General features: G+C 72.1%; 24 protein-coding genes. 18 read left to right on the top strand and 6 right to left on the bottom strand.

The annotated features are described in order from the left end of the window. Positions 1-2: 2 nt before the first annotated feature. Positions 3-1,811: an AMP-dependent synthetase/ligase gene (locus tag ABZ807_RS14070; RefSeq protein ID WP_357156566.1), complete on the bottom strand. Its 1,809-nt coding sequence runs from the start codon at positions 1,809-1,811 to the stop codon at positions 3-5. Positions 1,812-2,026: 215 nt separating this feature from the next. Here ABZ807_RS14070 and ABZ807_RS14065 point away from each other — a divergent pair, with 215 nt between their 5' ends. From ABZ807_RS14065 to ABZ807_RS14040, 6 genes are all read left to right on the top strand, one after another. Beyond that, positions 2,027-2,482, top strand: a complete 456-nt coding sequence (locus tag ABZ807_RS14065) for an SRPBCC family protein (protein WP_357156564.1) — start codon at positions 2,027-2,029, stop codon at positions 2,480-2,482. A gap of 34 nt (positions 2,483-2,516) precedes the next feature. Further along, a complete protein-coding gene (locus ABZ807_RS14060; protein WP_357156562.1) occupies positions 2,517-3,194 on the top strand; it encodes a hypothetical protein in 678 nt (225 codons plus the stop codon). Between the two features lie 71 nt (positions 3,195-3,265). Further along, positions 3,266-4,213 (top strand): ROK family glucokinase, encoded by a 948-nt coding sequence (locus tag ABZ807_RS14055; protein WP_357156560.1) that lies wholly within the window; start codon positions 3,266-3,268, stop codon positions 4,211-4,213. A 26-nt stretch (positions 4,214-4,239) separates the two neighbouring features. Then, positions 4,240-4,926, top strand: coding sequence for an endonuclease/exonuclease/phosphatase family protein (locus ABZ807_RS14050; RefSeq protein ID WP_357156857.1), 687 nt, complete (start codon positions 4,240-4,242; stop codon positions 4,924-4,926). A gap of 126 nt (positions 4,927-5,052) precedes the next feature. Beyond that, positions 5,053-6,459, top strand: a complete 1,407-nt coding sequence (locus ABZ807_RS14045; RefSeq protein ID WP_357156558.1) for an NAD(P)-binding domain-containing protein — start codon at positions 5,053-5,055, stop codon at positions 6,457-6,459. Positions 6,460-6,694: 235 nt separating this feature from the next. Next, entirely contained in the window at positions 6,695-7,510 is an 816-nt protein-coding gene (locus tag ABZ807_RS14040) for an alpha/beta fold hydrolase (protein WP_357156556.1), read from the top strand. 9 nt (positions 7,511-7,519) lie between these two features. Here the strand turns inward: ABZ807_RS14040 and ABZ807_RS14035 are convergent, their stop codons facing one another. Continuing rightward, positions 7,520-8,938 (bottom strand): trehalose-6-phosphate synthase, encoded by a 1,419-nt coding sequence (locus tag ABZ807_RS14035; RefSeq protein WP_357156554.1) that lies wholly within the window; start codon positions 8,936-8,938, stop codon positions 7,520-7,522. Positions 8,939-9,048: 110 nt separating this feature from the next. Here ABZ807_RS14035 and ABZ807_RS14030 point away from each other — a divergent pair, with 110 nt between their 5' ends. The 4 genes from ABZ807_RS14030 (at position 9,049) to ABZ807_RS14015 (ending at position 11,493) form a co-directional block, all read left to right on the top strand. After that, positions 9,049-9,546: a ribonuclease domain-containing protein gene (locus ABZ807_RS14030; RefSeq protein WP_357156552.1), complete on the top strand. Its 498-nt coding sequence runs from the start codon at positions 9,049-9,051 to the stop codon at positions 9,544-9,546. A 58-nt stretch (positions 9,547-9,604) separates the two neighbouring features. Further along, complete coding sequence (locus tag ABZ807_RS14025; RefSeq protein ID WP_357156550.1) at positions 9,605-10,009, top strand: barstar family protein; 405 nt, start codon at positions 9,605-9,607, stop codon at positions 10,007-10,009. 26 nt (positions 10,010-10,035) lie between these two features. Further along, a complete protein-coding gene (locus tag ABZ807_RS14020) occupies positions 10,036-10,428 on the top strand; it encodes a barstar family protein (RefSeq protein WP_357156548.1) in 393 nt (130 codons plus the stop codon). A 147-nt stretch (positions 10,429-10,575) separates the two neighbouring features. After that, positions 10,576-11,493 carry a DUF488 family protein gene (locus tag ABZ807_RS14015; RefSeq protein WP_357156855.1) on the top strand — a complete coding sequence of 306 codons (918 nt, stop codon included), beginning with the start codon at positions 10,576-10,578 and terminating at the stop codon, positions 11,491-11,493. Here ABZ807_RS14015 and ABZ807_RS14010 read toward each other — a convergent pair. Continuing rightward, positions 11,423-12,256, bottom strand: a complete 834-nt coding sequence (locus ABZ807_RS14010; protein ID WP_357156546.1) for a DUF308 domain-containing protein — start codon at positions 12,254-12,256, stop codon at positions 11,423-11,425. The two genes, ABZ807_RS14015 and ABZ807_RS14010, sit on opposite strands and share 71 nt — an antisense overlap. A gap of 246 nt (positions 12,257-12,502) precedes the next feature. Between ABZ807_RS14010 and ABZ807_RS14005 the strand changes: the two genes are divergently transcribed. Beyond that, on the top strand, positions 12,503-13,213 hold the full coding sequence (locus ABZ807_RS14005) for a lysophospholipid acyltransferase family protein (RefSeq protein ID WP_357156544.1): 711 nt from the start codon (positions 12,503-12,505) through the stop codon (positions 13,211-13,213). A gap of 183 nt (positions 13,214-13,396) precedes the next feature. Here ABZ807_RS14005 and ABZ807_RS14000 read toward each other — a convergent pair whose 3' ends face one another. Further along, positions 13,397-17,035, bottom strand: coding sequence for an adenylate/guanylate cyclase domain-containing protein (locus tag ABZ807_RS14000; RefSeq protein ID WP_357156542.1), 3,639 nt, complete (start codon positions 17,033-17,035; stop codon positions 13,397-13,399). 125 nt (positions 17,036-17,160) lie between these two features. On the opposite strand from ABZ807_RS14000, the gene ABZ807_RS13995 reads away from it, so the two are divergent. Continuing rightward, entirely contained in the window at positions 17,161-17,376 is a 216-nt protein-coding gene (locus ABZ807_RS13995; RefSeq protein WP_357156539.1) for a hypothetical protein, read from the top strand. 60 nt (positions 17,377-17,436) lie between these two features. Here the strand turns inward: ABZ807_RS13995 and ABZ807_RS13990 are convergent, their stop codons facing one another. Continuing rightward, the gene (locus ABZ807_RS13990) at positions 17,437-18,129 is read right to left on the bottom strand and encodes a Crp/Fnr family transcriptional regulator (RefSeq protein ID WP_334490553.1); all 693 of its coding nucleotides are present in this window, start codon (positions 18,127-18,129) and stop codon (positions 17,437-17,439) included. A 279-nt stretch (positions 18,130-18,408) separates the two neighbouring features. On the opposite strand from ABZ807_RS13990, the gene ABZ807_RS13985 reads away from it, so the two are divergent. The 6 genes from ABZ807_RS13985 (at position 18,409) to ABZ807_RS13960 (ending at position 24,246) form a co-directional block, all read left to right on the top strand. Beyond that, complete coding sequence (locus ABZ807_RS13985) at positions 18,409-18,906, top strand: polyadenylate-specific 3'-exoribonuclease AS (protein ID WP_357156537.1); 498 nt, start codon at positions 18,409-18,411, stop codon at positions 18,904-18,906. A gap of 217 nt (positions 18,907-19,123) precedes the next feature. Continuing rightward, positions 19,124-20,152 carry a 6-phosphofructokinase gene (locus ABZ807_RS13980; RefSeq protein ID WP_357156852.1) on the top strand — a complete coding sequence of 343 codons (1,029 nt, stop codon included), beginning with the start codon at positions 19,124-19,126 and terminating at the stop codon, positions 20,150-20,152. Positions 20,153-20,226: 74 nt separating this feature from the next. Continuing rightward, entirely contained in the window at positions 20,227-21,045 is an 819-nt protein-coding gene (gene proC / locus ABZ807_RS13975) for a pyrroline-5-carboxylate reductase (protein ID WP_357156535.1), read from the top strand. A gap of 287 nt (positions 21,046-21,332) precedes the next feature. Beyond that, entirely contained in the window at positions 21,333-22,763 is a 1,431-nt protein-coding gene (locus tag ABZ807_RS13970) for a DEAD/DEAH box helicase (RefSeq protein WP_357156533.1), read from the top strand. 84 nt (positions 22,764-22,847) lie between these two features. Beyond that, positions 22,848-23,147, top strand: coding sequence for a hypothetical protein (locus tag ABZ807_RS13965; protein ID WP_357156531.1), 300 nt, complete (start codon positions 22,848-22,850; stop codon positions 23,145-23,147). 43 nt (positions 23,148-23,190) lie between these two features. After that, positions 23,191-24,246, top strand: coding sequence for an NAD-dependent epimerase/dehydratase family protein (locus ABZ807_RS13960; RefSeq protein WP_357156849.1), 1,056 nt, complete (start codon positions 23,191-23,193; stop codon positions 24,244-24,246). Here ABZ807_RS13960 and ABZ807_RS13955 read toward each other — a convergent pair. Beyond that, on the bottom strand, positions 24,226-25,215 hold the full coding sequence (locus ABZ807_RS13955) for a hypothetical protein (protein WP_357156529.1): 990 nt from the start codon (positions 25,213-25,215) through the stop codon (positions 24,226-24,228). The genes ABZ807_RS13960 and ABZ807_RS13955 overlap by 21 nt on opposite strands. Positions 25,216-25,304 lie beyond the last annotated feature (89 nt).

Below are 25,304 nucleotides of genomic sequence, written 5' to 3'. Positions count from 1 at the left end.
AGTCAGCCCCGGTAGATCTCGGCGATCTCGGACGCGTACGTCTTGTGCACGACCTGGCGCTTGACCTTGAGCGACGGGGTCAGCTCGCCGGTGGCCTCGGTGAAGTCCCGGGGCAGGATCCGGAAGACCTTGATCGCCTCGGCCTTGGAGACCGACTGGTTGGCCAGGTCGATCGCGCCCTGGATCTCGGTGCGCAGCGCCTCGTGGTCGATCAGCCGCTCGACCGGGGTGTCCTCCGGCAGGCCGTGCGCGGCCAGCCACTTCGGCAGCGCCTCCTCGTCGACGGTGACCAGGGCGGCGATGAACGGCTGCCGGTCGCCGACCACCAGGCACTGGCTGACCAGCGGGTGCGCCCGGACCTGGTCCTCCAGCACGGCCGGGGCGACGTTCTTGCCGCTGGCCGTCACGATGATCTCCTTCTTGCGGCCGGTGATGCTGACGAACCCGTCGTCGTCGATCCGGCCCAGGTCGCCGGTGCGGAACCAGCCGTCGCCGGTGAGCGCGTCGGCGGTGGCCGCCTCGTTTCGCCAGTAGCCCTCGAAGATCAGGTCGCCGGCGATCAGGATCTCGCCGTCGTCGTCGATCCGGATGGTGACGCCGGGCAGCGGACGGCCGACCGTGCCGATGCGGGTGGCGGTCGGCAGGTTCGCGGCGGCGGCGGGGGAGGTCTCGGTCAGGCCGTAGCCCTCGCAGATGGTCACCCCGATGCCGCGGAAGAAGTGCCCGAGCCGGGCGCCGAGCGGGGCGCCGCCGGAGATCGCGTCCCGGCACCGGCCGCCGAGCGCGGCCCGCAGCTTGCGGTAGACCAGCTTGTCGAAGAGCGCGTGCTGGGCGCGCATGCCCAGGCCCGGGCCGGCGGGGGTCTCCAGCGCCTCGCTGTAGGCGATGGCGACCCGCTCGGCCCGGTCGAAGATCTTGCCCTTGCCGTCCGCCTCGGCCTTCTGCCGGGCGCCGTTGTAGACCTTCTCGAAGACCCGGGGCACGGAGAGCACGAAGGTCGGCTTGAACTCCTGAAGCTCGCCGACCAGGTTCTTGGTGTCGGCGCAGTGTGCCATGGTGACCCGGGCCTGCACCACGCCGATCTGGATGAGCCGGGCGAAGGCGTGCGCCAGCGGGAGGAAGAGCACGGTCGACGCGCCGGGGCGGAACAGGTTCGGCAGCACGGGCACCGCGTTGGCGATGTCGGCGTACATGTTGCGGTGGGTCAGCACGCAGCCCTTGGGTCGGCCGGTGGTGCCGCTGGTGTAGATGATGGTGGCGATGTCGGCGGCCCGGACCGCCTTGCGGCGCCGCTCGACCTCCGTCGGCTCGACCGACGCGCCGGCCGCGATGATCTCGTCCACCCCGCCCGGCTCGATCTGCCAGACCTGGCGCAGCTCGGGCGTCCGGTCGCGGACGCCGGCGACCAGGGTGGCGTGCGCGTTGGACTCCACCACGACGGCGACGGCGCCGGAGTCGGCGATGATCCAGGCGGCCTGCTCGGCGCTGGAGGTCTCGTAGATCGGGACGGTCACCGCGCCGGCCGCCCAGATGGCGTAGTCGATCAGGGTCCACTCGTAGCGGGTGCGGCTCATCAGGGCGACCCGGTCGCCGGGGTTGATGCCGGCCCCGATCAGGCCGCGGGCCACGGCGACGACCTCGTCGCGGAACTGCCGGCAGGTCACGTCCACCTGGGCGGGGCCCTCGGCGCCGGCGGCGGGCCGGACGAACTGCACCGCGTCCGGCGCGACCTCGGCGTTGTCCCAGACCGGGTCGGTCAGGTTGGCCGCGTCGCCGACGGTGACGATCGGCGGAACGGAGAACTCGCGCACCTGCACTCCCTCGTGCTCGCACTGGCCGGGCCGGGTCGTCGTGGCGGGTCGGCTCTGTCGAAACCTACCCGCACACGCGGGTGGGTGGGGTAGGGAGGTTGCCCGCCCGGCTGGTGGGTCGCCGCTGTCGCGCCCGGCCGGCGCGCGCCCGCCGCGCCGGGCGCGGCGGGGGTGGAGCGGCGCGCGCGGGCGTCGCTCCGGGTAGCCTCCCCCCCATGGCGGACTCCTCCACCCAGTCGATCATTGTCGGCGCGTCACCCGACCGGGTGGCGGCGGTCATCTGCGACTTCGCGAGCTACCCCGAGTGGACCGACGCGGTGCGCCGGGCGGAGGTGGTCGAGGAGTACGAGGACGGCTACGCCAGCCAGGTCCACTTCACGATCGACGCCGGGGTGATGGCCGACGAGTACGTGCTGGCGTACGAGTACGCAGAGGACCTGTCCCGGATCGAGTGGGACCTGGTGGCGCCATCGAAGATGCAGAAGTCCCAGCGCGGGTCGTACGACATCGTCGGCAACCCGGACGGGACGTCCACGGTCACCTACACCCTTGAGGTCGAGTTGTCGGTGGGCATGCTCGGCATGTTTCGCCGCAAGGCCGAAAAAATGATCATGGATACGGCGTTGAAGCAGCTCAAGCGCCGGGTAGAAGCATCCGGTGCGGCACAGTGACGCGGCAGCCGGCGGCACGGTAGAGGAGCCGACCATGGGGGGTACGCAACCGGGCTCCGCCCGGGAGGAGGCTGAGCGGCTGGTCGCCACGCTGCTCGCCACGGCACGGCTGGCCAACCCGGGCGCCGGAGGCGACCCGTGGGGTCCGCTCGGCGGGATCCTCTCGGGTGTCCTCGGTCACGGTGGCGGCGCGTCCCGTCCGGCCGGCGACTCCGGCGGCACCGGGGGATTCGCCACCGGTTCGCCCGAGTGCTGCGTCTGTCCGGTCTGCCGCGGTATCGCGGCCTTGCGGGACCCGAGTCCGGAATTCGCCGAGCGGCTCGCCACCGGCGCGGGTGACCTGGCCGCCGGGATCGCCAGCCTGCTGCGCGCGTTCGCGCCCGCCGACGGCGGGAAGGCCCCGCCCGCTCCGGCCGGCGCCGCCACCGGTGCGGCCGGGCGCGCCGCCGGGTCGGACGCCGACGCTGACCACGTGTGGCGCGAGGCGACCCGTACCGGGCATGATTCTCCGTCGGTGCCGGAGCGGGACGTCTGGTCGACCGCCACGCGGGCGGCGGACGCGGCCGTGCCGGCCGCCGCTGCCCCGCCCGTCGACGACGCCGGGCCGGTCGCAGCACCGGCCCAGGTCCGGCCGACGGCCGACCGTCCGGTGGTGCCCGCCTCGCGTGCGCCGGCCGGCGCGGGCGGGGACGCACCAGGCGACGGGGCCTGAACACCGGACATTCGACAGCGCACGGCCGGTCCGGCCGATGTCGGGCAGCACAGCAGAGGGGAGTGGCAGCGGTGACGCTGACCATCGGAGTCGACGTCGGTGGCACGAAGGTGGCCGGCGGTGTCGTGGACGACACCGGCGCCGTTCTCGTGCAGGCCCGACGGGACACCCCCGCGGACGATGTCGGCAAGACCCGGGACGTCATCATCGAGCTGGTCACCGAGCTGGCCGTCGGGCACGAGGTCGGCGCGGTCGGCATCGGCGCGGCCGGCTGGATCGACGCCTCCCGCTCCACCGTGCTCTTCGCCCCCAACCTGGCCTGGCGGGACGAGCCGCTGCGTGAGTACGTCAGCAACGCGACCGGCCTGCCGGTCATCGTGGAGAACGACGGCAACGTGGCCGCCTGGGCCGAGTTCCGCTACGGCGCGGCCCGGGACGCCGACGACTCGATGGTCATGTTCACCATCGGCACCGGCGTCGGCGGCGGCATCGTGCTCGGCGGCGAGCTGCTGCGCGGCGCCAACGGCATCGCGGCCGAGCTGGGCCACATGCTGACCGTGCCGGACGGCCACCAGTGCGGCTGCGGCCGGCTCGGCTGCATCGAGCAGTACGCCAGCGGCAGCGCCCTGGTCCGCTTCGCCCGGGCCGGCGCCCGGCAGGAGCCGCAGCGTGCCACCGCCGTGCTCGACCTGGCCGGCGGCGACGCCGAGGCGATCACCGGCCCGATGGTCACCGCCGCCGCGCAGGGCGGCGACCCGATCTCCGCCGAGGCGTTCGCCCAGATCGGGCGCTGGCTCGGCACCAGCCTCGCCGACATGGCCCAGATCCTCGACCCGCAGGTCCTGGTGGTCGGCGGCGGCGTCGTCGAGGCCGGCGACCTGCTGCTCGGCCCGACCCGGCGCTCGTTCGCCGCCGCGCTGGCCCAGCGCAGCCGGCTCCCGGTGGCCGAGGTGCGCCCCGCCGAGCTGGGCAACACCGCCGGCGTCATCGGCGCCGCCGACCTCGCCCGCAGGCTGTGAGTGCCGCGCCGACGCCGCAGGGCGCGGTGCGGCTGCGGGTGGTGTCGTACAACATCCACAGCCAGCGCGACGACCCGGCCGCGCTGGCGGCGGTGGTCCGCGCGGCGGCCCCCGACGTGGTGATCGTGCAGGAGGCCCCGCGCCGGTTCCGCTGGCGGCAGCGCTGCGCCACGCTCGCCGAGTCCTTCGGTCTGGTGGTGGCCGCCGGTGGCCTGCCGTCGCTGGGCAACCTGCTGCTGACCAGCCTCCGGGTCCGGGTGCTGGCCACCCGCTGCCAGCGGTTCCCGCTGACCCCCGGGCGGCACCTGCGTGGCGCGGCGTACGCCGAGTGCGCGGTTGGCAGCGCGCGGTTCCTGCTGGCCGGCTCGCACCTGTCCACCGACCCGGCCGAGCGTCCCGGCCAGGCCGCCCTGCTCAAGCGGGAGCTGGCTGGCGCCGACCTGCCGGTGGTGCTCGGTGCGGACCTCAACGAGGGTCCCGACGGGGAGGCCTGGCACACCGTCGGCAGGGGACTGACCGACGCGGCGGTGGCCGCCAACGCCGCCGACCGGCACACCTACTCCTGCGCCGACCCCCGCCGGCGCATCGACGCCCTCTTCGTCGACCCGCGGGGGACGGTGGCCGGGTACGACGTGGTCGACACCCCGCTCACCCGCCGGGCCAGCGACCACTTCCCGGTCCTGGCCGACCTGCTCCTGCCACCCACCGACTGAGGGCCGGCCCCGGTCACGGCCCGCGGGCCGCCCGGCGCCCGGAGGGCAGGGCTGGACAACCGGCTGGGGGTACGGGGAGGATGCCCGTCGAACCGGCGTTCGTGCCGCACATAAGGAGATACCCCGGTGCCCCCCTCCACCGAGCACGGCCGGCCCGAGCCGGAGACCACGCTCGCCCCCAACCGGGACGACCGTCCGGTCTCCGACCGGGGCGACACGGTCTGCGTCATCGGCGCCGGCGCCAGCGGCCTGACCGCCGTGAAGAACCTGAAAGAGCACGGCTTCGGCGTCGACTGCTACGAGCGCGAGACCGGCGTGGGCGGCGCGTGGAACTGGCGGCACGACCGCAGCCCGGTGTACGCCAGCACCCACCTGATCTCGTCGCGGCCGTTCACCCAGTTCCCCGACTTCCCGATGCCGGACTCCTGGCCGGACTACTCGCACCACAGCCAGCTGCTGTCCTACTTCGAGCGGTACGCCGACCACTTCGACCTGCGCCAGCACATCTGGTTCGGCACCGAGGTCGTCCGGGTCGAGCCGGTGACCGGCGACCGCTGGGACGTCACCACCCGCAGCACCGGCGGGTACGGCCCGGAGCGCACCTCCCGCTACGCCGCCGTGGTGGTCGCCAACGGCCACAACTGGGCGCCGAAGCTGCCCCGCTACGAGGGGCTGGAGGAGTTCCGGGGCGAGGTCATGCACGCCTCGTCCTACAAGGACCCGGCGCAGCTACGCGGCAAGCGGGTGCTGGTGGTCGGCGCTGGCAACACCGGCTGCGACATCGCGGTCGAGGCCGCCCAGCAGGCGTCCCGCTGCTGGCACTCCACCCGCCGCGGCTACTGGTACGCCCCGAAGTATGTCCTCGGCCGCCCGGCCGACCAGGTCAACGACACCCTGCTCGCGCTGCGCGTGCCGCTGCGGATCCGGCAGTGGCTCTACCACTGGACGCTGCGGCTGACCGTCGGCGACCTGACCCGGTTCGGCCTGCCGAAGCCGGACCACCGGGTCTACGAGACCCACCCGATCGCCAACAGCCAGCTGGTCTACCACGTCGGCCACGGCGAGATCATCCCGGTGCCGGAGCTGGCCCGGTTCCACGCCGGCGGGGTCAGCCTCACCGACGGCCGGGAGATCGACCCCGAGCTGGTCGTCTTCGCCACCGGCTACCTGCCCCGTTTCGAGTTCCTCGACCCGTTGGTGCTCGGCGACGACGATGCCTCGGGTCGCCCCCGGCTCTGGCTCAACGCCTTCGCCCCCGGGTACCCGACCCTCGCGGTGGCCGGCCTGGTGCAGCCGGACTCCGGCATGTTCCCCCTGTCGCACTGGCAGACCGTCCTGTTCGCCCGGCTGCTCCAGGCCCGGCTGAGCCGGCCGGAGCGGGCCGCCGCGTTCGCGTCCCGGGTGGAGGCCGGGGCCGGGGAGCGGTACTCCGGCAAGGTCAAGGACAGCAGCCGGCACTGGTTCGAGGTGGGCCACGCCGACTACCTGCGCGCCGTGCAGCGCGCCCTGCACGAGCTGGAGGCAGGCCGGTGAGCGCGAGGAGTGAGCCGGTTCTGCGAGCCCCGCAGTCGCGAACAGAGAAAGCGCCGGTGAGCGCGAGGAGTGAGCCGGTTCTGCGAGCCCCGCAGTCGCGAACAGAGAAAGCGCCGGTGAGCGCGAGGAGTGAGCCGGTCCTGCGAGCCCCGCAGTCGCGAACAGAGAAAGCGCCGGTGAGCGCGCGCCACGTGGCGGGGCCGGGTCCCGCGGTCGCGGATGAAGGGCGGACCAGATGAGCGAGCGGCTGAGGATCATGCGGGGCCGGGAGTGGGCCCGCCCGGTCCGGCCGGCCCGGCGGGAGGTGCTGAGTGCGGTCCCGGAGCTGGAGGAGGGGCGGCCGCCGCTGCTCTTCGTCCCCGGCTTCGGGCACGGGGCCTGGGCGTTCGCCGAGCACTGGCTGGAGCACGCCGCGTCGCGCGGCTTCCCGGCGTACGCGCTGAGCCTGCGCGGGCACGGCGGCAGCGAGCCGGCGCCGAAGGCGACGCTGCGGGCGTACACGCACGACGTGGTCCAGGTGGCGGCGGGCCTGCCGCGCCAGGCGGTGCTGGTGGGGCACGGCGCCGGAGCGCTCGTGGTGACCCACGCGCTGGCCCGCTACCCGGCCCGGGCCGCGGTGCTGGTCGCGCCGGTGCTCGGCGGGTGGTCGACGGCCGGCGTGGCGCTGCGCCGCAACCCGGCCGGTACGCTGCCCGCGCTGGTCGGCGCCGGCCTGCGGCTCAGCCGTCGGCAGCTGTTCAGCGGGGAGCTGCCCGACGCCGACGCCCGCCGGTACGTCTCGCGGCTCGGCCGGGCCGGCCGGCGCGCGCAGTGGCAGCTGCTGGCCGGCCGGGAGGCGGAGCCGGCGGTGGGTCGCCCGCCGGTGCTGGTGCTGGGCAGTCCGGACGACCGGGTGGTGCCGCCGGCCGCGTTGACCCGGGCCGCCCGCCGGTACGGCTCGGCCCCGCTGCTCTTCCCCGGCATGGGGCACGACCTGATGCTCGACGCACGGTGGCGGGAGCCGCTCGACGCGATCCTCGACTGGCTGGTCAAGGACCCGCAGCGGGTGTGACCGGCCCGGTCAGCCGGTGCTGCCCAGCCGGGTGACCAGCGAGCCGGTCTGGTCCAGCGCGCTGAGGTAGGAGCGGGCCCAGGCGCGGATGTCGTGGCGGTGCAGGTGCGCGCGCATCGCCCGCATCCGGTCGCCGACGTCCTCCGGGCCGGCCCGCAGCGCGGTAAGCAGCATCTGCTTGAGGCCCTCCAGGTCGTGCGGGTTGACCAGGTACGCCTGCTTCAGCTCGGTCGCCGCGCCGGCGAACTCGCTGAGCAGCAGGGTGCCGGTGTCGTCCACCCGGGCGGCGACGTATTCCTTGGCGACCAGGTTCATCCCGTCCCGCAGCGGGGTCACCGCCATCACGTCGGCGATCCGGTAGAGGGCGGCCAGCTCGGCACGGTCGAAGGGCCGGGTGAGGTAGTGGATGGCCGGCTCGCCGACCCGGCCGAACTCGCCGTTGATCCGGCCGACCTCGCGCTCCACCCGGTCCCGCAGGATCTGGTACTGGCCGACCCGCTCCCGGCTGGGCACCGCCACCTGGACCAGCACCGTGTCCCGGACCTTGACGTCGCCGCTGGCCAGCAGCTCGCTGTAGGCCTTGAGCCGTTGCTCGATGCCCTTGGTGTAGTCCATCCGGTCGACGCTGAGGATCACCTGCGGCGGGTCGCCGAGGTCGTGGCGCAGCCGGCGGGCCCGGGCGGTCACGTCGGGACGGCTGGCGAGCGCGGCCATCTCGGCCGTGTCGATCGAGACCGGGTACGCCCCGACCCGCACCACCCGGTCGTCGACGCCGATCCGCCGGTCGGTGGCCGGCAGGTCGAGCACCTTCGCCACCAGTTGGGCGAAGTTGTGCGCGGCCTGGGCCCGCTGGAAACCGATCAGGTCGGCGCCGAGCATGCCGCGCAGCAGCTCGGCCCGCCGGGGCAGCTGCATGAACAGCTCCGGCGGCGGGAACGGCACGTGCAGGAAGAAGCCGATCCGTAGGTCGGGCCGGAGCGCCCGGAGCAGGCCGGGGACCAGTTGCAGGTGGTAGTCCTGCACCCAGACCAGGCCGCCCGGCTCGGCCACCGCCGCGGCCGCCTCGGCGAACCGCTGGTTGACCCGCTGGTACGCCTCCCACCAGCGGCGGTGGTATTCCGGCTGCTCGACTGCGTCGTGGTAGAGCGGCCAGAGGGTCGCGTTGGCGAAGCCCTCGTAGTGGTCGCGCAGGTCCTCGGCGGTGAGCGCGACGGGGTGCATGCGGACACCGTCGATGTCGGGGAGGCGGGGCGCGGGGCCGGTGCCGCCGGCCCAGCCGACCCAGGCGGCCGGGGTGTGCCGCAGCAGGGGGTGCAGCGCGCTGACCAGCCCGCCGGGGCTGCGGCGCCACTCACAGGCCCCGTCGGGTGCCACGCTGTCGTCGATGGGGAGCCGGTTGGCCACCACCACGAGGGAACTCGGTCGCATCTCGGGCATTCCGATCCGCAGCGGACCGACCACCGCGAGGGAGGAACAACCGGGCAGTCGGTGAGGGAAGTGACGGACAGCCGTATTCCTACTGACCATAAGTTACACCATTGTTACGCGGGCGGCCGGGGCCGGGGCCGTCCCGCGATGCGGGCGGGGCGTGCCGGTCGTGTGGACAGCCTCAGATCGGAGACGGGTTCACGCGCACCAAGCGAGAACGAGCACAGCCGACCCCACCCGATGCTCACACGGCTAATGGCGGCTGCCGTACTAGACTGGGCGGATGGATCCCAAGATCCATTCCTGCGGAGTCTCAGGCTGTCATTCGTGATATCCAGAGGTATGGTGTTGAAGCGCAAGGCGCCGGCGGTCAGCGAATGGGGCCGATAGGGCCAGAGACCTTCCGGAACGACGGCGAGACTGGCGGATGCATCCTTCCGACGCACGACAGTTCGGGTAAAGCAATTACATATCGAGAGTGGGGAACGGTTCAGTCGAGGGACAACCCCAATCCGGGTAGAGAGCGAATCGTTACAGGCTCGGATGGCTCCGTCTACTACTCTCCCACCCATTATCAGACGTTCATCGTCGCCGTACCGGGATCATAAAATGTGGAAAAATTCCGAACCTCCTGTCCAAGTGCTTCCCAGCAACACCCTGCTCTCCTTGGAGGACGCCGTTCCGCCATCGGGTGAGGTTGCTGTGGCCCGCCTGGACGGTGCTGCAATGGCGAACGTGGACGGTGTGTTCGAGCAGTTCTCTGACGCACTGCGGTTTCCGAGCTACTTCGGGTGGAACTGGCCCGCCCTCTCGGAGTGTCTCCGCGACCTCCATTGGCTATCGGCCCGCCGCTATCTGATCATCATCGAGAACGCTCCCTGCGTCCTGCGGGAAAACGCCGATAGGAGAGGAGTTCTCTTCAGCATCCTCACTGAAGTCGGCCGTCACTGGGCGAATTCCTATGAAGCTGAAGATTGTGGAAAGGGTCCTCTCTTCCATGCCATTCTCTTGTGTGATGAGCGCGACGCCGAGTCCCTCAAGCAGGAAGTCGCGGCCGCTTCGAGACCGTGATGTCGGATGAGGTGATCGGTCCAGGCGTGAGCGTCGTGGCGGCCTCGGAGATCGAGGCCGCCACGACGGCCGCCTGCGGGCAGGGCGTCCCGGCGTTCATCCTGTCCACCGGGGTGGGGAGCGGGCGGGACGCCTTCTTCGACGCGGTCCGGGCGACGCTGCCGCTCGACCCGCCCCTGGCGAGCAACTACAGCTGGGACGCGCTGGCCGACTCGATGTTCGGCGGCCTGGTGCTCCTCGACGTCGACCGGGTCCTGGTGGTGTGGACCGATGCGGCGGAGATGATGGCCGTCGCGCCTGAGGACGCCGACACTGCGGTCAGCGTGCTGGTGCAGACCGTTACCGACCTAGCCGAGCCGAAGTACACGCAGGGCCGCCCCGTCTCGGTCACGGTGTTGATCGTCACGGAGCCGTCGTAATGGCGACGCCTGAGGGCATCGTCCTCTGGCGTCGCCCTCAACCAGCCGGGCGGACCGGGTGGGCGGCCGCTGTCCAGGGCAAACTGACCTGGTGGAGCAGCAGCTGTTGACCGTCGGGCACGGCGCGGCCGACCGGGCGCGCGGTTGGTGGAGCTGCTGGCCGGCGCGGGGGTCGCGCTCGTGGTGGACGTGCGGCGTTACCCCTCCAGCCGGACCAACCCGGACGTCCGGCGTGAGGCCCTCGAACGCTGGCTGCCGGAGCGGGAGGTCGACTACCGCTGGGAGCCCCGCCTCGGCGGTCGCCGGCACGCCCGCGCCGGGGAGCCGGCGCCGGACATCTGGACCGTCGCGGCGTTCCGGGCGTATGCCGCGTACACCCGGACCGCCGACTTCGAGGCGCGCCCAGGTCGCCGTGTGACTATGCCCCGGTCGGCTGGCCGCCCGGCACGGTGTGCGTGGTGCGGCGAGTCAAGGTCCGCGCACAGGACATCTCGACCGACCCGCGGGCCCGCCGCCGGCGCACCATTCCCAAGGGCCAACTCGTCCCGGGCGTTGGACGGCCTGGTCGACGAGGTGTACGCGTACTCGTTCATCGCCACCAACCTGGATGTGTCCACCCCGGCCAAAGCAGTCGCGGTGGAGGCCTGGCACCGGATGCGCACGGACATCGAAGATCGAATCCGGGATGCCAAATACGGCGCCGCGCTGCGACACCTGCCCTCCGGGACCCGTGCAGCCAACACCGTGTGGATGTGGGGCGCGCTGCTGGCGGTCAACCTGTCCACCTGGCTACAGGAGTTGGCCGGCCTCGACGGCGGTGACGGCCGCGGCCGGGCACACCTGACCACCCGCCCCCACCGGCCCGAGCATCCATGGAGACCAGTGAACCCGGCGCCACCCGGGATACCGGCATTCCCACCGACCGAAATACCACACTGTCCATCGGCTATCGGCGATTTATCTCGATCATGTCTTCGCTATCCGCAGATTCGGGTCAGACGACCGCCCCGTCGTCCGGGTCGTGGTCGTCCTCGTTGCCGGGTCGTAGCCGCCAGATCAGCGTGACGAAGCCGGCGAGGATGCCGGTGAACCCGAGCAGGGTGACCACCGAGGCGTCCGCCGGCAGGAGCGCCGGGTTGAGGAAGAGCACGAAACCGAGCACGATCGCCAGCACGCCGACCACCGCGTACTTCGACACCCGGGGCAGCGGTGGGGGCGGGGGCGGGGTGTAGCCCTCCTCCGGGCCGTCCGGCAGGTCGGCGCCGAAGGTGTCCAGGCCGTCCAGCAGCGAGGGCTCCTCGGGCCGCGTCCGGCCCACCGAGATGCCGGAGACGTCCGCCCCGTACGGCAGTCGCCGCACGTCGGTGGCGGTCGGGCCGGTGGCCTCCTCGGTGCGGGTCGCCGGGGCGCCGGTGGGGCCGGTCGGATCGTCGTCGTCGACGTCCTCGGCCGCGGGCCAGGGGTGGCTGCCGGCGGTCGGGGCGGTGTGGAAGGCGGCGACGATCCGGTCCCACTCGGCGTCGACGTCCGGCTCGCCGCGTGCCGGCTCCGGGGTCGACTCGTCGGTGAGCTGGGTGAGGTAGTCCCGGGCGGTGGTCAGGTGCGAGCGGTCCACGTAGAGCCGGTCGACCGGGCGGGCCGGGACCGTGGTGGTCCGGGTGACCGGGTTGAGGTCGGCGGAGGGCTGGAGGTAGGCGGCGATTCCGCCGGCGGCGAGTACGTCGAGCAGATGCTCGCCGACGCGCGGATCGACGTCGCCCGCGACGGCGTACTCGCTCGCGTCGAGCCCGTTGTCCCGCCGCCCCCGGCGGGCCCCACCCGCTGACACCGGACATCCTCCTCGGTGCACCTCGCGGTGCGGTTGTGTCGGCGCCCCGTACGCCGTGCCCTGAATCGTGACACGTCCGGACCCGGTTCCGGGAGTGCGTTGTGGCGTGCCGCTCCCGTTCGTAGGCTCATGGCCGACGATCCCGCCCGCCGACGGCCCTTTCCGGCGGGGTCGCCGGGTCCGCCCGGCGGCCCGGCCCGCCCGATCGGCGGTGGTGTCGCCCGCCCCTGCTCTGGAAGGACACCGTTGCTGTACTGGCTGATGAAGTACATCATCCTCGGCCCGCTGCTCAGGCTGATCTTCCGTCCCCGGGTGGAGGGGCTGCACCACGTGCCGGAGACCGGCCCGGTGATCCTCGCCAGCAACCACCTCTCCTTCTCGGATTCGATCTTCACGCCGCTGATCGTCCCGCGAAAAGTCACTTTCGTGGCCAAGGCGGAATATTTCACCGGTAAGGGCATCAAAGGCTGGCTCACCAAGGCGTTCTTCGCCGGCACCGGCTGCATCCCGGTCGACCGCTCGGGCGGGCGCGCCGCCCAGGCGGCCCTGGACACCCAGCTCACGGTGCTGCGGGCCGGCGGCATCGCCGGGATCTACCCGGAGGGGACCCGCTCGCCGGACGGGCGGCTCTACCGGGGCAAGACCGGGGTGGCCCGGCTCGCGTTGGAGAGCGGCGCCCCGGTGGTCCCGGTGGCGATGCTCAACCTCGACGAGATCCAGCCGCCCGGCAAGCTCATCCCCACAATCGCCCGGGTGCGGATCCGGTTCGGCCCGCCGCTGGACTTCTCCCGCTACGCCGGCCTGGCCGGCGACCGCTTCGTCGAGCGCGCGGTCACCGACGAGATCATGTACGAGCTGATGGAGCTCTCCGGCCGCGAGTACGTCGACATGTACGCCGCGAAGCTGAAGAACCAGCCCCCCGCCGAGCCGGTCGTCCGCGAGCCGGTCGCCGCCTGACCGGCCGCGCCCGGCCGCACTGCCGACCGGCCGCGCTGCTTGATCGACTCGCTTGCCGCGACCAGCGTCGTCGGGCCGGCCGGTGACCGCGCCGCGCCACGATCCGCGTTGGTCCCGGCTCGTGCGGGTGGGACGGGCGCGGTGGGCCGGGCAGGCGGGTCGCCGGGCAGGCGGGTCGTCGGCTCAGGAGGCCAGCGCGGGCCCGGCCTGCGGCACCGGGCCGTGGGCCAGGTCCAGCAGGCCCGGGGCGTCGTTGCGCAGGGCGAAGGCGCGCACCTCGGCCAGCGGCCCCCGGCCCGCCGGGTCGCCGGCCCGGGTCAGCTCCGCGGCGGCCAGGGCCAGGGCCAGCACCCGGTCGGTGCCGTCCGGGATGCCGGCGTAGATCTCCGCCCCGGCCAGGTGCAGCTCGCCGGCGCGCCGGTGGTCGCCGTCGGCCGCGGCCAGCGCCCCGGTCACCGTGCGCAGCGCTGCCTCCGACCACGGGGTGCGGTGACCCAGCTGGTCCAGCATCGTCCGGACCCGCACGGCGGCGTCCCGGCCGGCCAGCGTCGCCGCGTACGCCGCCGCGGCGATCCACTCGCCGCTGGCCAGCGCCGGCACGGCCGTCCACGCCTCGGCCAGCTCGTCCAGCAGCGCGGCGGCCTCGTCGAGCCGGCCCTGCAGCGCCCGGCACAGCGCGGCCATCCCCAGCATCGTCCAGTACGGCCGGTGGAAGCCGCCGCGGCGGGCCGCCTCCAGCGCCGCCGCCACGTCGTCCTGGTGCCGCTCGGCCCCCACCGCCGTCGGCGCGTCCGGCTTCGACCGGTCGTCCCGGTCGGCCGACAGCGGGCGCGGCGCCGGCGGCACCGGTTGGCCCCGTAGCACCCGCAGGCACGAGCGCAGGCCGCGCACCTGCATGTCCCAGCCGCCGGTGGGGGTGTCCACGAACGCGTCGGCGGCGGCCAGCAGCCGGCCGAAGTCCCCGTCGAAGTACGCCCGCATCGCCTCGCCGGAGTAGCTGGTGGCCAGGGTCTGCCCGCTGCCCCGGGCGGCCGGCGCGGTCGACAGCAGCGCGTCCGAGCGCAGCCAGTCGCCCTCCTCGCGCAGCGCGAACGCGAGGTTCTGCAACGCCCGGGGCAGAGCCAGCAGCTGCTGGGCCCGGCTCGATTCGACCAGCGCGTGCAGCTCGTCCAGGCCGGCCCGGTCGCCGGCCTGGTAGCGGGCGGTGGCCGCGGTGATCCGGGCGTTGGTGCGGGTCTCCGCCAGGCCCAGCCGCTCGCCGATCCCCGCTGCGGTCTCGGCGGCGGCCACCGCCGCGTCCCGCTCGTAGTTGAGCATGTGCAGCCGGCCCAGCTCGGCGTGCGCGTCCGCCTTCTGGGCGCTGTCCGGCAGCGGCGCGAAGAGCGCGACCGCCCGGTCCAGGCAGGCCACCGCGGCGTTGCGGTCGGCGCGCAGCCAGGCCGCCTGACCGAGCAGCGTCCAGGCCCGGGCGGCGCAGGCTTCGTCGCCGTACGCGAGCAGCCGGTCGGCCAGCGCGTGCAGCTGCTCCGGGCCCCCGCCGGAGAGGAACGCGTTGCCGTCCCGGTAGAACGAGATCTCCGTGCTCAGCAGCTCCAGTTGCAGCCGGTCGATTGGGTCGCTGTCGTCGGCCAGGCCGAGCGCGCGGCCCGCGTGGCTGGCCGCGGCCTCCAGCCCGTGCAGGGCGTACGCGCGGCGGGCCGCCCGGTGCAGCGCCGCCCGTGCGGGGCCGGCGTACCGCTGGATCGGCATGCCCAGCGTGCGGGCGATCTCGTGGGCCGCCCAGCGGTGGTGCGCCAGCACCTCGGCCAGGTCGGTGTCCCGGGTCTGGGACAGCGCGCCCAGCCAGCCCGCCGTCCGTTCGTGCCGGGCCACCCGCTCGGTACGCGGCAACCGCTGGTAGCAGACGTCCCGCACCAGCACGTGCCGGAACCGGAACTCCGGCTGGCCGGCCATTGTGGACGCCGCCTGCTCGTGCACGAAGTCGCGCTGCTCCAGCCGGCGCAGGGACCGCTCCACCGACTCGACCGGCTGGCCCAGCGCGGCGGCCACCGCGCCCGGCCAGAACTGCACGCCGACCACCGAGGCGGCCAGCAGCACCGCGCGGTCCTTGGCGTCGAGTAGGTCGACCCGGTTCGCGATGACCGCGTGCACGCTCTCCGGCATCGGCAGGTCGAGGTGCTTCTCCAGCGACCAGCCGCGCCCGGACTGGCGTAGCGCGCCCTGCTCGATCAGCATCCGCACGTACTCGTGGGCGTAGAGCGGGTTGCCGCCGGCCACCTCGATCAGCGGGCTGAGCATGTCGGCGGAGAACGCCGCCTGGCCGAACATGTGCGCGTAGAGCGAGGCGATGCCGGTGTCCCGCAGCGGCGGCAGGGTGATCGTCACCGAGCCGGTGATGGTGCCCGCCCAGCTCGGGTCCCGGTCCACCAGTTCCGGGCGGGCGGTGCAGAGCAGCAGCAGCGGCACGTCCCGGGCGGCGGCGCCGAGCAGCTCGACGAAGCGCAGCATCGCGTCGTCGGCCCAGTGCAGGTCCTCGAAGACCAGCACGGTGGGGCGGCGGGCGGCCAGCGCCAGCAGGAAGCGGCGCCACGCCGACTCGGTCTCCTCGGCGGGCAGGGCGACGCCGGTGAGGCCGACCAGCGGGCGCAGCGCGTCGACGACCCGCTCCCGCTCGCCCGGGCCGACCAGCTCGGCCACCGCCGCGCTCAGCCGGCCCGCCGCGGTGGGCGCCGGGTCGGTGTCCAGGATGCCCGCCTCGGTCTTGACGATGTCGGCCAGCGCGGCGAACGTGACGTTCTCCCCGAACGGCGGGCACCGCCCGGTACGCCAGCTCAGCGGCTCGTCGACCAGTCGCCCGGCGTGCCCGTACAGCTCCCGGATCAGCCGGCTCTTGCCGATGCCGGCCCGCCCGAAGAGCGTCACCACCTGGGGGCGCCGGTCCCGCAGCGACCGGTGCAGGGCGTTGACCAGCAGGCCCAGCTCGTGTTCGCGGTCGATCAGCGGGGTGGTGTCCGGCTCCCGGTCGGTCGGCTGCCGGCGTACCGGGGACAGGGCCAGCCAGACCTCGGTGGGCGAGGAACGCCCGCGCAGGGTCACCGGCGGCTGTTCGGCGTACCGGATGGCGTCCTTGGTCAGCGCGTGGGTGGTGCCGCAGACCAGCACCCCGCCGGGCGGCGACACCGACTGCATCCGGGAGGCGGTGTTGACCACGTCACCGGCCACGATGGCCTGCCCGCCGTTTCGGGCGGCGGCCACGTCGACGAGTGCCTCGCCGGTCGCCACGCCCACCCGGAACCGCAGCTCGTCCGCGCCGGTGGGGGCGAACCGGGTGAGCACCCGTTGCAGCTCCAGCCCGGCCCGGACGCAGCGCAGGGCGTCGGTCTCGGTGGCCACCGGCGCGCCGAACAGCGCCATCACCGCGTCGCCGATGTACTTCTCGACCACGCCGCCGTACTGCCCGACGACCCGTTTCGCGGCGGAGAAGAACCCGGTCTGCATGCCGCGGACCTGCTCGGGGTCGGCGCGTTCGACGTACGGCGTGAAGTCGATCAGGTCGACGAAGAGCACACTGACCCGGCGGCGGTCCTCCTGGGGCGTGGCGGCGGGCCGGCCCGAGCCGGCGCGCGGCGCCCCGCAGGAGGTGCAGAAGGCCGCGTCGGCGACCAGCGGCCGCAGGCAGTGCGGGCAGAGTGCACCCAGCTCCGTCCCACAGCCACCGCAGAAGCGGTCGCCGTCGGCGGCGGTACGTCCACAACGGTCACACTGCGCGGAGATGACGCCCTCCACTGCTGGGTCTGCCTGCCGGTCGTCGCCGGCGTCCACCGCGAGTATCGCCGCTGCCGCCGCTGTCAGGTACCGGGCTGTTGGCTTGTGGACACTCCGCCGGCCGGCTGGGAGAGCTACATTCAGGCGGCCGAAATTCCCGTCATTGATCAAGGGGAGAGATCATGGTGTATGTGAAGCTCGAGAGCGACTGGACCGACGGTGACGGGGTCGCCCACTCCGCGGGGGAGTCGGTCGACGTCGACGCCGCCACGCTGGCCGTGCTCCAGGCCGAGGGAATCGTCAGCGAGCAGTCCGGTGGCGGCAAGGACGGCACCGACTGGGCCGGCCCGACCGGCGCCACCACCAACTGGGCGGGGCCGACCAGCATCACCCCGTGAACCGGGGTCGGTGACCCGACGACGCGGCCGGCGCACGCAGCGCCCGGCCGCGTCGTGCGTTCAGCGGTCGTTCATCCCGGCCCGGCGGCGCAGCGCCGACACGTCGGTGACCACGATGCGGCGGCCCTCGGTACGCAGCCAGCCCCGGCTGGCGAAGGAGCCGATCGCCTGGTTGACGCTCTGCCGGGACCCGCCGGCCATCTCGGCCAGCTGGCTCTGGTTGAGCTCGATGGTGATCATCGGGGCCTGGCTCTCGCCGGCCAGCCGGACCAGGGTCTTGGCAACCCGCCCGGGCAGGTCCAGGAAGACGTGGTCGGCGTTCTGCTCGGTGAGCCGCCGGATCAGACCGCCCAGCGAGCGCATCACCGCGTCGAGGATGCGCGGGTTGGAGTGCACCAGTTCCATGAAGGCGGGCCGGGACAGGGCCAGCGCGGCGCAGTCCTCGATCGCCTCGGCGGACGCCGAGCGGGTGGAGGCGTCCAGCAGCGACACCTCGCCGAGCACGTCCGGCGGTCGGATCACCGACAGCACGGCCCGCTCGCCGGTCGGCGCGGTGCGGAACACCGCCACCGCCCCCCGGCGCAGCACGATCAGCGACTCGCCGGGGTCGTTCTCCACGAAGAGCAGCTGACCCTTGCGGTACGTGCGCGGCACCGCCGCGGCGATGACCCGCTGCCGCACCTCCGGCTCCAGCCCGGCGAACATCTCCACGCCCGTGAGGGCGTCACCCGGCTCCGGCAGGCGCATCTCCACGGCCCAACCCCTCCCCGGTCAAGGACCACAACTCGCTCACCGGGTGAACCTGACGGCCCCTGAAGAGGTGAACTGACACCGGTTCGGCGTCCGGTAGCGGTACACATCAGATCATGACCGCCCGGTCGCTTGCTGTACACCCCTCAAATCGTCTGCGTGACGCCAGCGGCCCAGGCCGGGCGACCGATTGAGGTGCGGTGTCGCCCCCGCGCCGGTGCCCGGGGGACCGGACCGGACCCGCGCGGCGGGCGCCGCCGGCCGTACGCGAGGATTGGCGCGATGGTCTACCGCTATTTCTACGACTGCGAATTCATCGAGGACGGCCACATCGTCGACCTCGTGTCGATCGGTGTCGTCGACGAGTACGGCCGCGAGTTCTACGCGGTCTCCACCCAGTTCGACGACTCCCGCGCCATACCGTGGGTGCGCCGCAACGTGCTCGACCGGCTGCCGTCCCCGGCCGACCGCGCCTGGCGGTCCCGGGAGCGCATCCGGGACGACCTGTACGACTTCCTGCTGGAGCCGGTCCGCGACCGCCCGGGCGAGCAGCTCGAACTCTGGGCCTGGTACGCCGCGTACGACCACGTGGTGCTGGCCCAGCTCTGGGGGGCGATGCCGGCGCTGCCCCGGGAGATTCCCCGGTTCACCAAGGAACTGCGCCAGCTCTGGGACGACCGGGGCCGGCCGAAGCTGCCCGACGCCGACGCTGACCGGCACGACGCCCTGGTCGACGCCCGGCACAACCTGGCCCGTTGGCGGGCGATGACGGACCGGTGACGCCCTGCGGGTTTGACCCGTTCTGTCCTGGGCACGCACCGGCGTCCGGTTCGGCGGCGGGGATCGGCCGGGGCGCGGTGTCGTCGAGCATCCGCGCCGACTACAGTGCGTACTGACGGCCCGCCCCGGGCCGGCAACGGCGCCGATGGTCTGATCTGACACATAGCCTGGGGCTTTTTCCGGGCTTCACCTGATGCTCCAGGAGGATGAGCAGATCATGCGTATCGGCGTGCTCACCGGCGGCGGCGACTGCCCAGGTCTCAACGCGGTGATTCGGGCGGTGGTCCGCAAGGGCGTCGCCACCTACGGTCACGAGTTCGTGGGCTTCCAGGACGGGTGGAAGGGCCCGCTGGAGGGCCTGTCCAGGCCGCTGGGCATCGCGGAGGTCCGTGGCATCCTGCCGCGCGGCGGCACCATCCTCGGCTCGTCCCGGACCAACCCGTTCAAGATCGAGAACGGGGTGGAGCGGATCAAGGACAACCTCGCCGCGCAGGGCGTCGACGCGCTGATCGCGATCGGCGGCGAGGACACCCTCGGCGTGGCCACCAAGCTGCACGAGCTGGGCGTCAACGTGATCGGCGTGCCGAAGACGATCGACAACGACCTCGGCGCCACCGACTACACCTTCGGCTTCGACACCGCGGTCAACATCGCGATGGAGGCCATCGACCGGCTGCACACCACCGCCGAGAGCCACCACCGCACCCTGGTGGTCGAGGTGATGGGCCGGCACGCCGGCTGGATCGCCCTGCACGCCGGCCTCGCCGGCGGCGCCAACGTGATCCTGTTGCCCGAGCGGCAGTTCGACGTCAACCAGGTCGCCGGCTACGTCGAGAAGCGCTTCCAGCACCAGTACGCGCCGATCGTGGTGGTCGCCGAGGGCGCCCAGCCGCTGGACGGCCAGATGGTGCTGCACAACCAGGAGCTCGACTCGTTCGGCCACGTCCGCCTCGGCGGCATCGGCCAGTGGCTCGCCGAGCAGTTGGAGGCGAAGACCGGCAAGGAGGCCCGCACGGTCGTGCTCGGCCACATCCAGCGCGGTGGCACCCCGACCGCCTTCGACCGGGTGCTCGCCACCCGGCTCGGCCTGCACGCGATCGACGCGGCGCACGAGGGCGACTGGGGCAAGATGGTCGCGATGCAGAGCACGGACATCGTCCGGGTCCCGCTGGCCGAGGCCACCCGGGAGCTGAAGACCGTGCCGCTGGAGCGGTACGCCGAGGCCGAGGTCTTCTTCGGCAGCTGATCGCCCGGTGCCGGTGGCGTGGCGGGGTCACCCGCCGCGCCGCCGGTCACCGTGACGGAAGGGGTACGACAGCGATGGCACCGGCCAGGCACACGGTCGCCGTGATCGGCGCCGGCAAGATCGGCGAGTTGATGCTCTCCGGGCTGCTGCGCTCCGGCTGGCCGGTGGAGCGGCTGCTGGCCACTGCCCGGCGTCCGGCCCGCGCCGAGGAGCTGACCGCCCGGTACGGCGTACGGGTGGTCGACAACCTCACCGCGGTCGAGGAGGCGGCGGTGCTGGCGATCTCGGTCAAGCCGCAGGACGCGGCGACCCTGCTGGACGAGATCGGCCCCAAGGTGCCGGCCGACAAACTTGTCATCTCGCTCTGCGCCGGCCTGCCCACCGGCTTCTTCGCCCGCCGGCTGCCCGAGGGCACCCCGGTGGTCCGGGTGATGACCAACACCCCGGCCCTGGTCGACGAGGCGATGACCGCGATCTCGGCCGGGTCGCACGCCACCGGCGCGCACCTGGAGCTGGCGGAGGAGATGTTCACCCCGCTCGGCGCCACCATCCGGGTGCCCGAGTCCCAGCAGGACGCGGTGACTGCCCTGTCCGGGTCCGGGCCGGCGTACTTCTACCTGCTGGTCGAGGCCATGATCGACGCCGGCATCCTGCTCGGCCTGCCCCGGCAGGTGGCGCACGAGCTGATCGTGCAGACCGCGATCGGCTCGGCGGTGATGCTGCGCGACTCCGGCGAGCACCCGGTGAAGCTGCGCGAGGCGGTCACCTCGCCGGCCGGCACCACCATCTCCGCCGTCCGCGAGCTGGAGAAGCACGGCGTACGCGCGGCCCTGCTGGCCGCCCTCGAGGCGGCCCGCGACCGGGCCCGCGAGCTGGCCGCCCAGGCCGACTGAGGCGGATCCGTCCTGAGTTGATCCGACTCAATGTCGGCGACTTGGAGTGGATCACCGCCCGTGTGGGACGGCGGCGGTGCGTCTACGCATTCCGCGCCTTACGCAACCAAAGACCGAGTCGGATTGCTGACACGTCGTCCCGCAGTCGGACGGTTACTGGTACACGTACAGCGTCCGAGGCTCGCCCGACCGGTCAAGGCAAGGCTCGATGCAGGCACCGGGGCTTACATACGCAGCGTGGAGTGGTTGAATCGAGCCTGCAACGGTGGGGGCCGCGAGGAGTACATATGGATGTCTTCGATGTTCGTGATCGACTCATCGAGGACTACCGGGAGTTCACCTCGAGCTTCGTCGACCCTCGCGACCCGCAGATCAGGAAACACGTTGAGCGCCTCGCCGCCTCTGGCTACCAGTGGCCGGCGCCCTATCTGTCGCTGAACCCGAACTTCGCCTCCGGCGGCACAGTCGATGGCCTGGTGGCTGAGGGCCTGCTGCACCCAGACAGCGAGCGGATCTTCCGCATCAAGAAGCACCAGAGCGACCCGGGCAGCCAACCGCTGCGCCTCCACCAGCACCAGCGCGACGCCATCGCGATCGCCCATGACGGCCACAGCTACGTGCTGACCACGGGCACCGGCTCGGGTAAGAGCCTGTCCTACATCGTGCCGATCGTCGAGCGGGTGCTGCGCGCGAAGGCGGACGGGACGTACCGCCCCGGTGTCAAGGCGATCATCGTCTACCCGATGAACGCGCTGGCCAACAGCCAGCTGCACGAGCTGGAGAAGTTCCTCTGCTGGGGTTTTCCGGACAACAAGCCGCTGGTCACCTTCGACCGCTACACAGGGCAGGAAAATGTCGACGCCCGCCGCCGGATCCTCGCCGACCCGCCGGACATCCTGCTCACCAACTACGTGATGCTCGAACTGGTCCTGACCCGGCACCGGGAGCGGGACCGGCTGATCCGGGCGGCCCGCGGGCTGTGGTTCCTGGTCCTCGACGAACTGCACACCTACCGAGGACGGCAGGGTGCCGATGTCGCGTTCCTGGTCCGCCGGACCAAGGACGCCTGCGACGCACCGCGCCTCCAGTGCATCGGCACCTCGGCAACGATGACCACCGAGGGCGACGCCGCACGGCAGCGGGCGGCGGTCGCGGAGGTGGCGAGCCGACTGCTCGGCCAGCCGGTCGGTGCCGAGCACGTCATCGGGGAGTCGCTGCGCCGGGCGACCACCGGCAGCGGCGCAGCCGGGGACATGCTCGCCAAGCAGGCACGCCACTGGCACCAGAACGGGCAGACGCCCGGTCTCGACGAGTTCCGCCGGGATCCGCTAACGCACTGGGTGGAGAGCGCGTTCGGCGTCGAGCCTGAGGAGGGCAGCGGGCGGCTGGTGCGCAAGCGCGTTCCGCTGACCGTCCCCAGGGCGGCCGACGACCTGGCGCAGCTCACCGGGAACCGGCCGACGTGTGTCAGGCCGCCATCCAGGCGGTGCTCCAGGCGGGCGCCCAGGTCATCGACCCCGAGACGGGCCGGCCGGTCTTCGCCTTCCGGCTGCACCAGTTCCTCTCCAAGGGTGACAACGTCTACGTCACCATCGAGTCGCCCGCCCACCGGCACATCACCAGCCGCTACCAGACCGTCTCACCGGACAGCAGCGAGACTGAGCGGAAAATCCTCGTTCCGCTGGCGTTCTGCCGAGAATGCGGCCAGGAATACCTGAGTGTGCGGCGATCGGTCAACGGCTTCGAGGCCCGGCAGGACTCGGACCGATGAGACACTGGGTTCCTGAATCGAGGCGCGGGTCTTGGAGTTGACTTACACGTCGAACGATCTATCATCCTACGCCCGTGATCTCGGCTACGACGGCCCGCCGTTCCGGTGGAACCCGGCGCGACGCCAGCTGCTCCGCGCCGAACTCGACGCGGCATACTTCCACCTGTACGGGATCGACCGCGACGACGTGGACTACATCATGGAGACCTTCAAGGTCCTCCGCCAGAAAGACGAGGCCGCCCACGGCGAATACCGCACCAAGCGTCTGATCCTCGAACAATATGACTCTCAGAAGACTGCAAGCATGCGCAGCCCAAGCCATGCAGGCTGATAACGCCGACTCGGCAAGAGCCCGACCAGCCCGCCGACCCGCGATAGATCGGCACAACGACCCCAAGCGTCTGCTGGTGCTCGGGGGGACCTGGTTCGTAGGTCACGCCATCGTCACCGAGGCGCTCGGCGCCGGGTGGGATGTGACCATCTTCAATCGCGGCACCTCGGCTTCCGCTCCGAAGGGCGCGCAACTGATCCGGGGCGACAGGACGCGGCCTGAGGAGGTAGCCGCCCTTGTCGCCGCTGGCCCGTGGGATGCCGTCGTGGACACGTCCGGCTATGTTCCGGCGAATGTGCTCGGTGTGGCCAGCACTCTTGCTCCTGTCGCCAGCCGCTACGTCTTCATGTCGACCGTCAGCGTCTATCGAGACTGGCCCGTGAGGCCGCTCAGCGAGAGCTCCGAGATGCTTCCATGCCCACCCGACGCCGGAGCCGACTACGGCACTGACGCGGAAGACGGACCAACGCGTTACGGCTACCAGAAGTCCGGCTGCGAGGCGGCGGTGACGGCCGCTTTCGGGGAGGGCCGGACGACGCTCCTGCGCTCAGGAGTGATACTCGGTCCACGCGAATACGTCGGCCGACTTCCCTGGTGGCTCAGGCGAGTAGCCGTCGGGGGAGAGGTCCTGGCTCCTGGCTCGCCGGACCGCACGATTCAGCCGGTGGACGTGCGCGACGTGGCGGCGTTTGCTCTACACACAATCACGGATGGGTTGTCCGGCGCGTACAACGTCTGCGCCCCAGTTGGCGATGCCACTTTCGATGACCTGCTGCACGCCTGCGCCGACGCGACCGGCGCTGCTCCTGTCTTCACTTGGGTTCCTGACCAAATGCTGCTCGGTCACGGTGTGCGGCAGTGGTCGGAGCTACCGTTGTGGCGCACGTTCGAAGGTGTGTGGAAGGTCGACGCGACCAAGGCGGAGGGCGTCGGCCTGCACTGTCGGCCGTTGTACGAGACCGTCGCCGATACCTGGCGATGGCTCAAGACCACTGGCGCCACCCGCAGCCACGATCGCGCCGCCGAGATCGGCCTGAGCATGGAGAAGGAAGCTCGGGTGCTGACCGCTTGGCGCAGATCAGTTGAACGGCCCAGGTGATTGCTCAGCGAGCCACGCTGAGACGTGCTCGGCGATCTGCAGTGACTCCTGATCGTGGTCCCAGGGCGGTGCGGCCAACAAGCGCTGCACCCTTCTCATTCGACCCGTCAGCGACGTATTCCTCTTCTGGGTCGGAAGGTTGAGGACGCTACCCAGCATGTCGGTGGCGCCGTCCCTATCACCCATGCAGAGGCGGGCCGCTGCCATGTCGATCCGCGTGCCGTTGATCTGTGAAGATGGCCGCCGGGAAGCCGGCAGTTCGTCGTAGGCGTCGAGGGCCACCTGCGCGTACTTCGCCGCTTCTTCACCATCGCCGACGTCGAGGCAGGCGGTGGCTGCACAAGCTGCGGCCCGTGGTGGCCCAAAGGCGAACTCGCCACCGAACGCACCGCTGAGTTCGCCCGGACGATCCGCCGCCCGATCCCTGCCGCGCCGAGCCATCTGTAGCGCCTCTATGACGGATGCTGAATCAGCCAGCAGGGCGTAGGACCGCGCAGCGATGTGATGGAGCCTCAGCTTCGGCTCGCCGTCAGGTGCGAGCGGCATTGCCCTGGCGAAGTAGACCAGGGCGGCGTCCGGCTCGTTGCGCCAGTTGGCGAGAGTCATTTGAAGACCGAACGTCCACGCCACCAGAGATGTCTGGCCGGCCAGGTCGGCGTATTGGTTAGAGGTGCGGGCAAGCGCTGCGGACTCGTTCCAGTGCCCGAGGTCGAAGGCCGTCGACGCCATCAGGGCGGTCCCTTGGCCGATCACCACATAGAGGTCAGCGAGGTCCCGCGGTCGACGAGTCCGCTCGGCCAGAGCGCGGGCTTCGTTGCAGAGCCGGCGGGCGGAAGTGAAGACGTCGAACGCCGTCATGATGAACGACCGAGCCAGGACTGCCATGCCGTCCTGCAAGGACTCAATCGAGTCATGCGACATCGGCGCAGCGAGCAGCAGCGGGTCGTTGGCGAGTGAATCGGTTGTCAAGGGTCAGGACGAAGTCCTGTCCGATGGCCTTGGGTTCTCCTTGTGGGCGGACAGCAGAAATCCATGCTGGTGGCCAGGTGATCTCCTGG

It is taken from the genome of Micromonospora sp. NPDC047548 (genome assembly GCF_040642975.1).
Classification (GTDB): Bacteria; Actinomycetota; Actinomycetes; order Mycobacteriales; family Micromonosporaceae; genus Micromonospora.
Note: the sequence above shows the minus strand (reverse complement) of the source record. Positions and strands in the feature narration are given on the sequence as shown.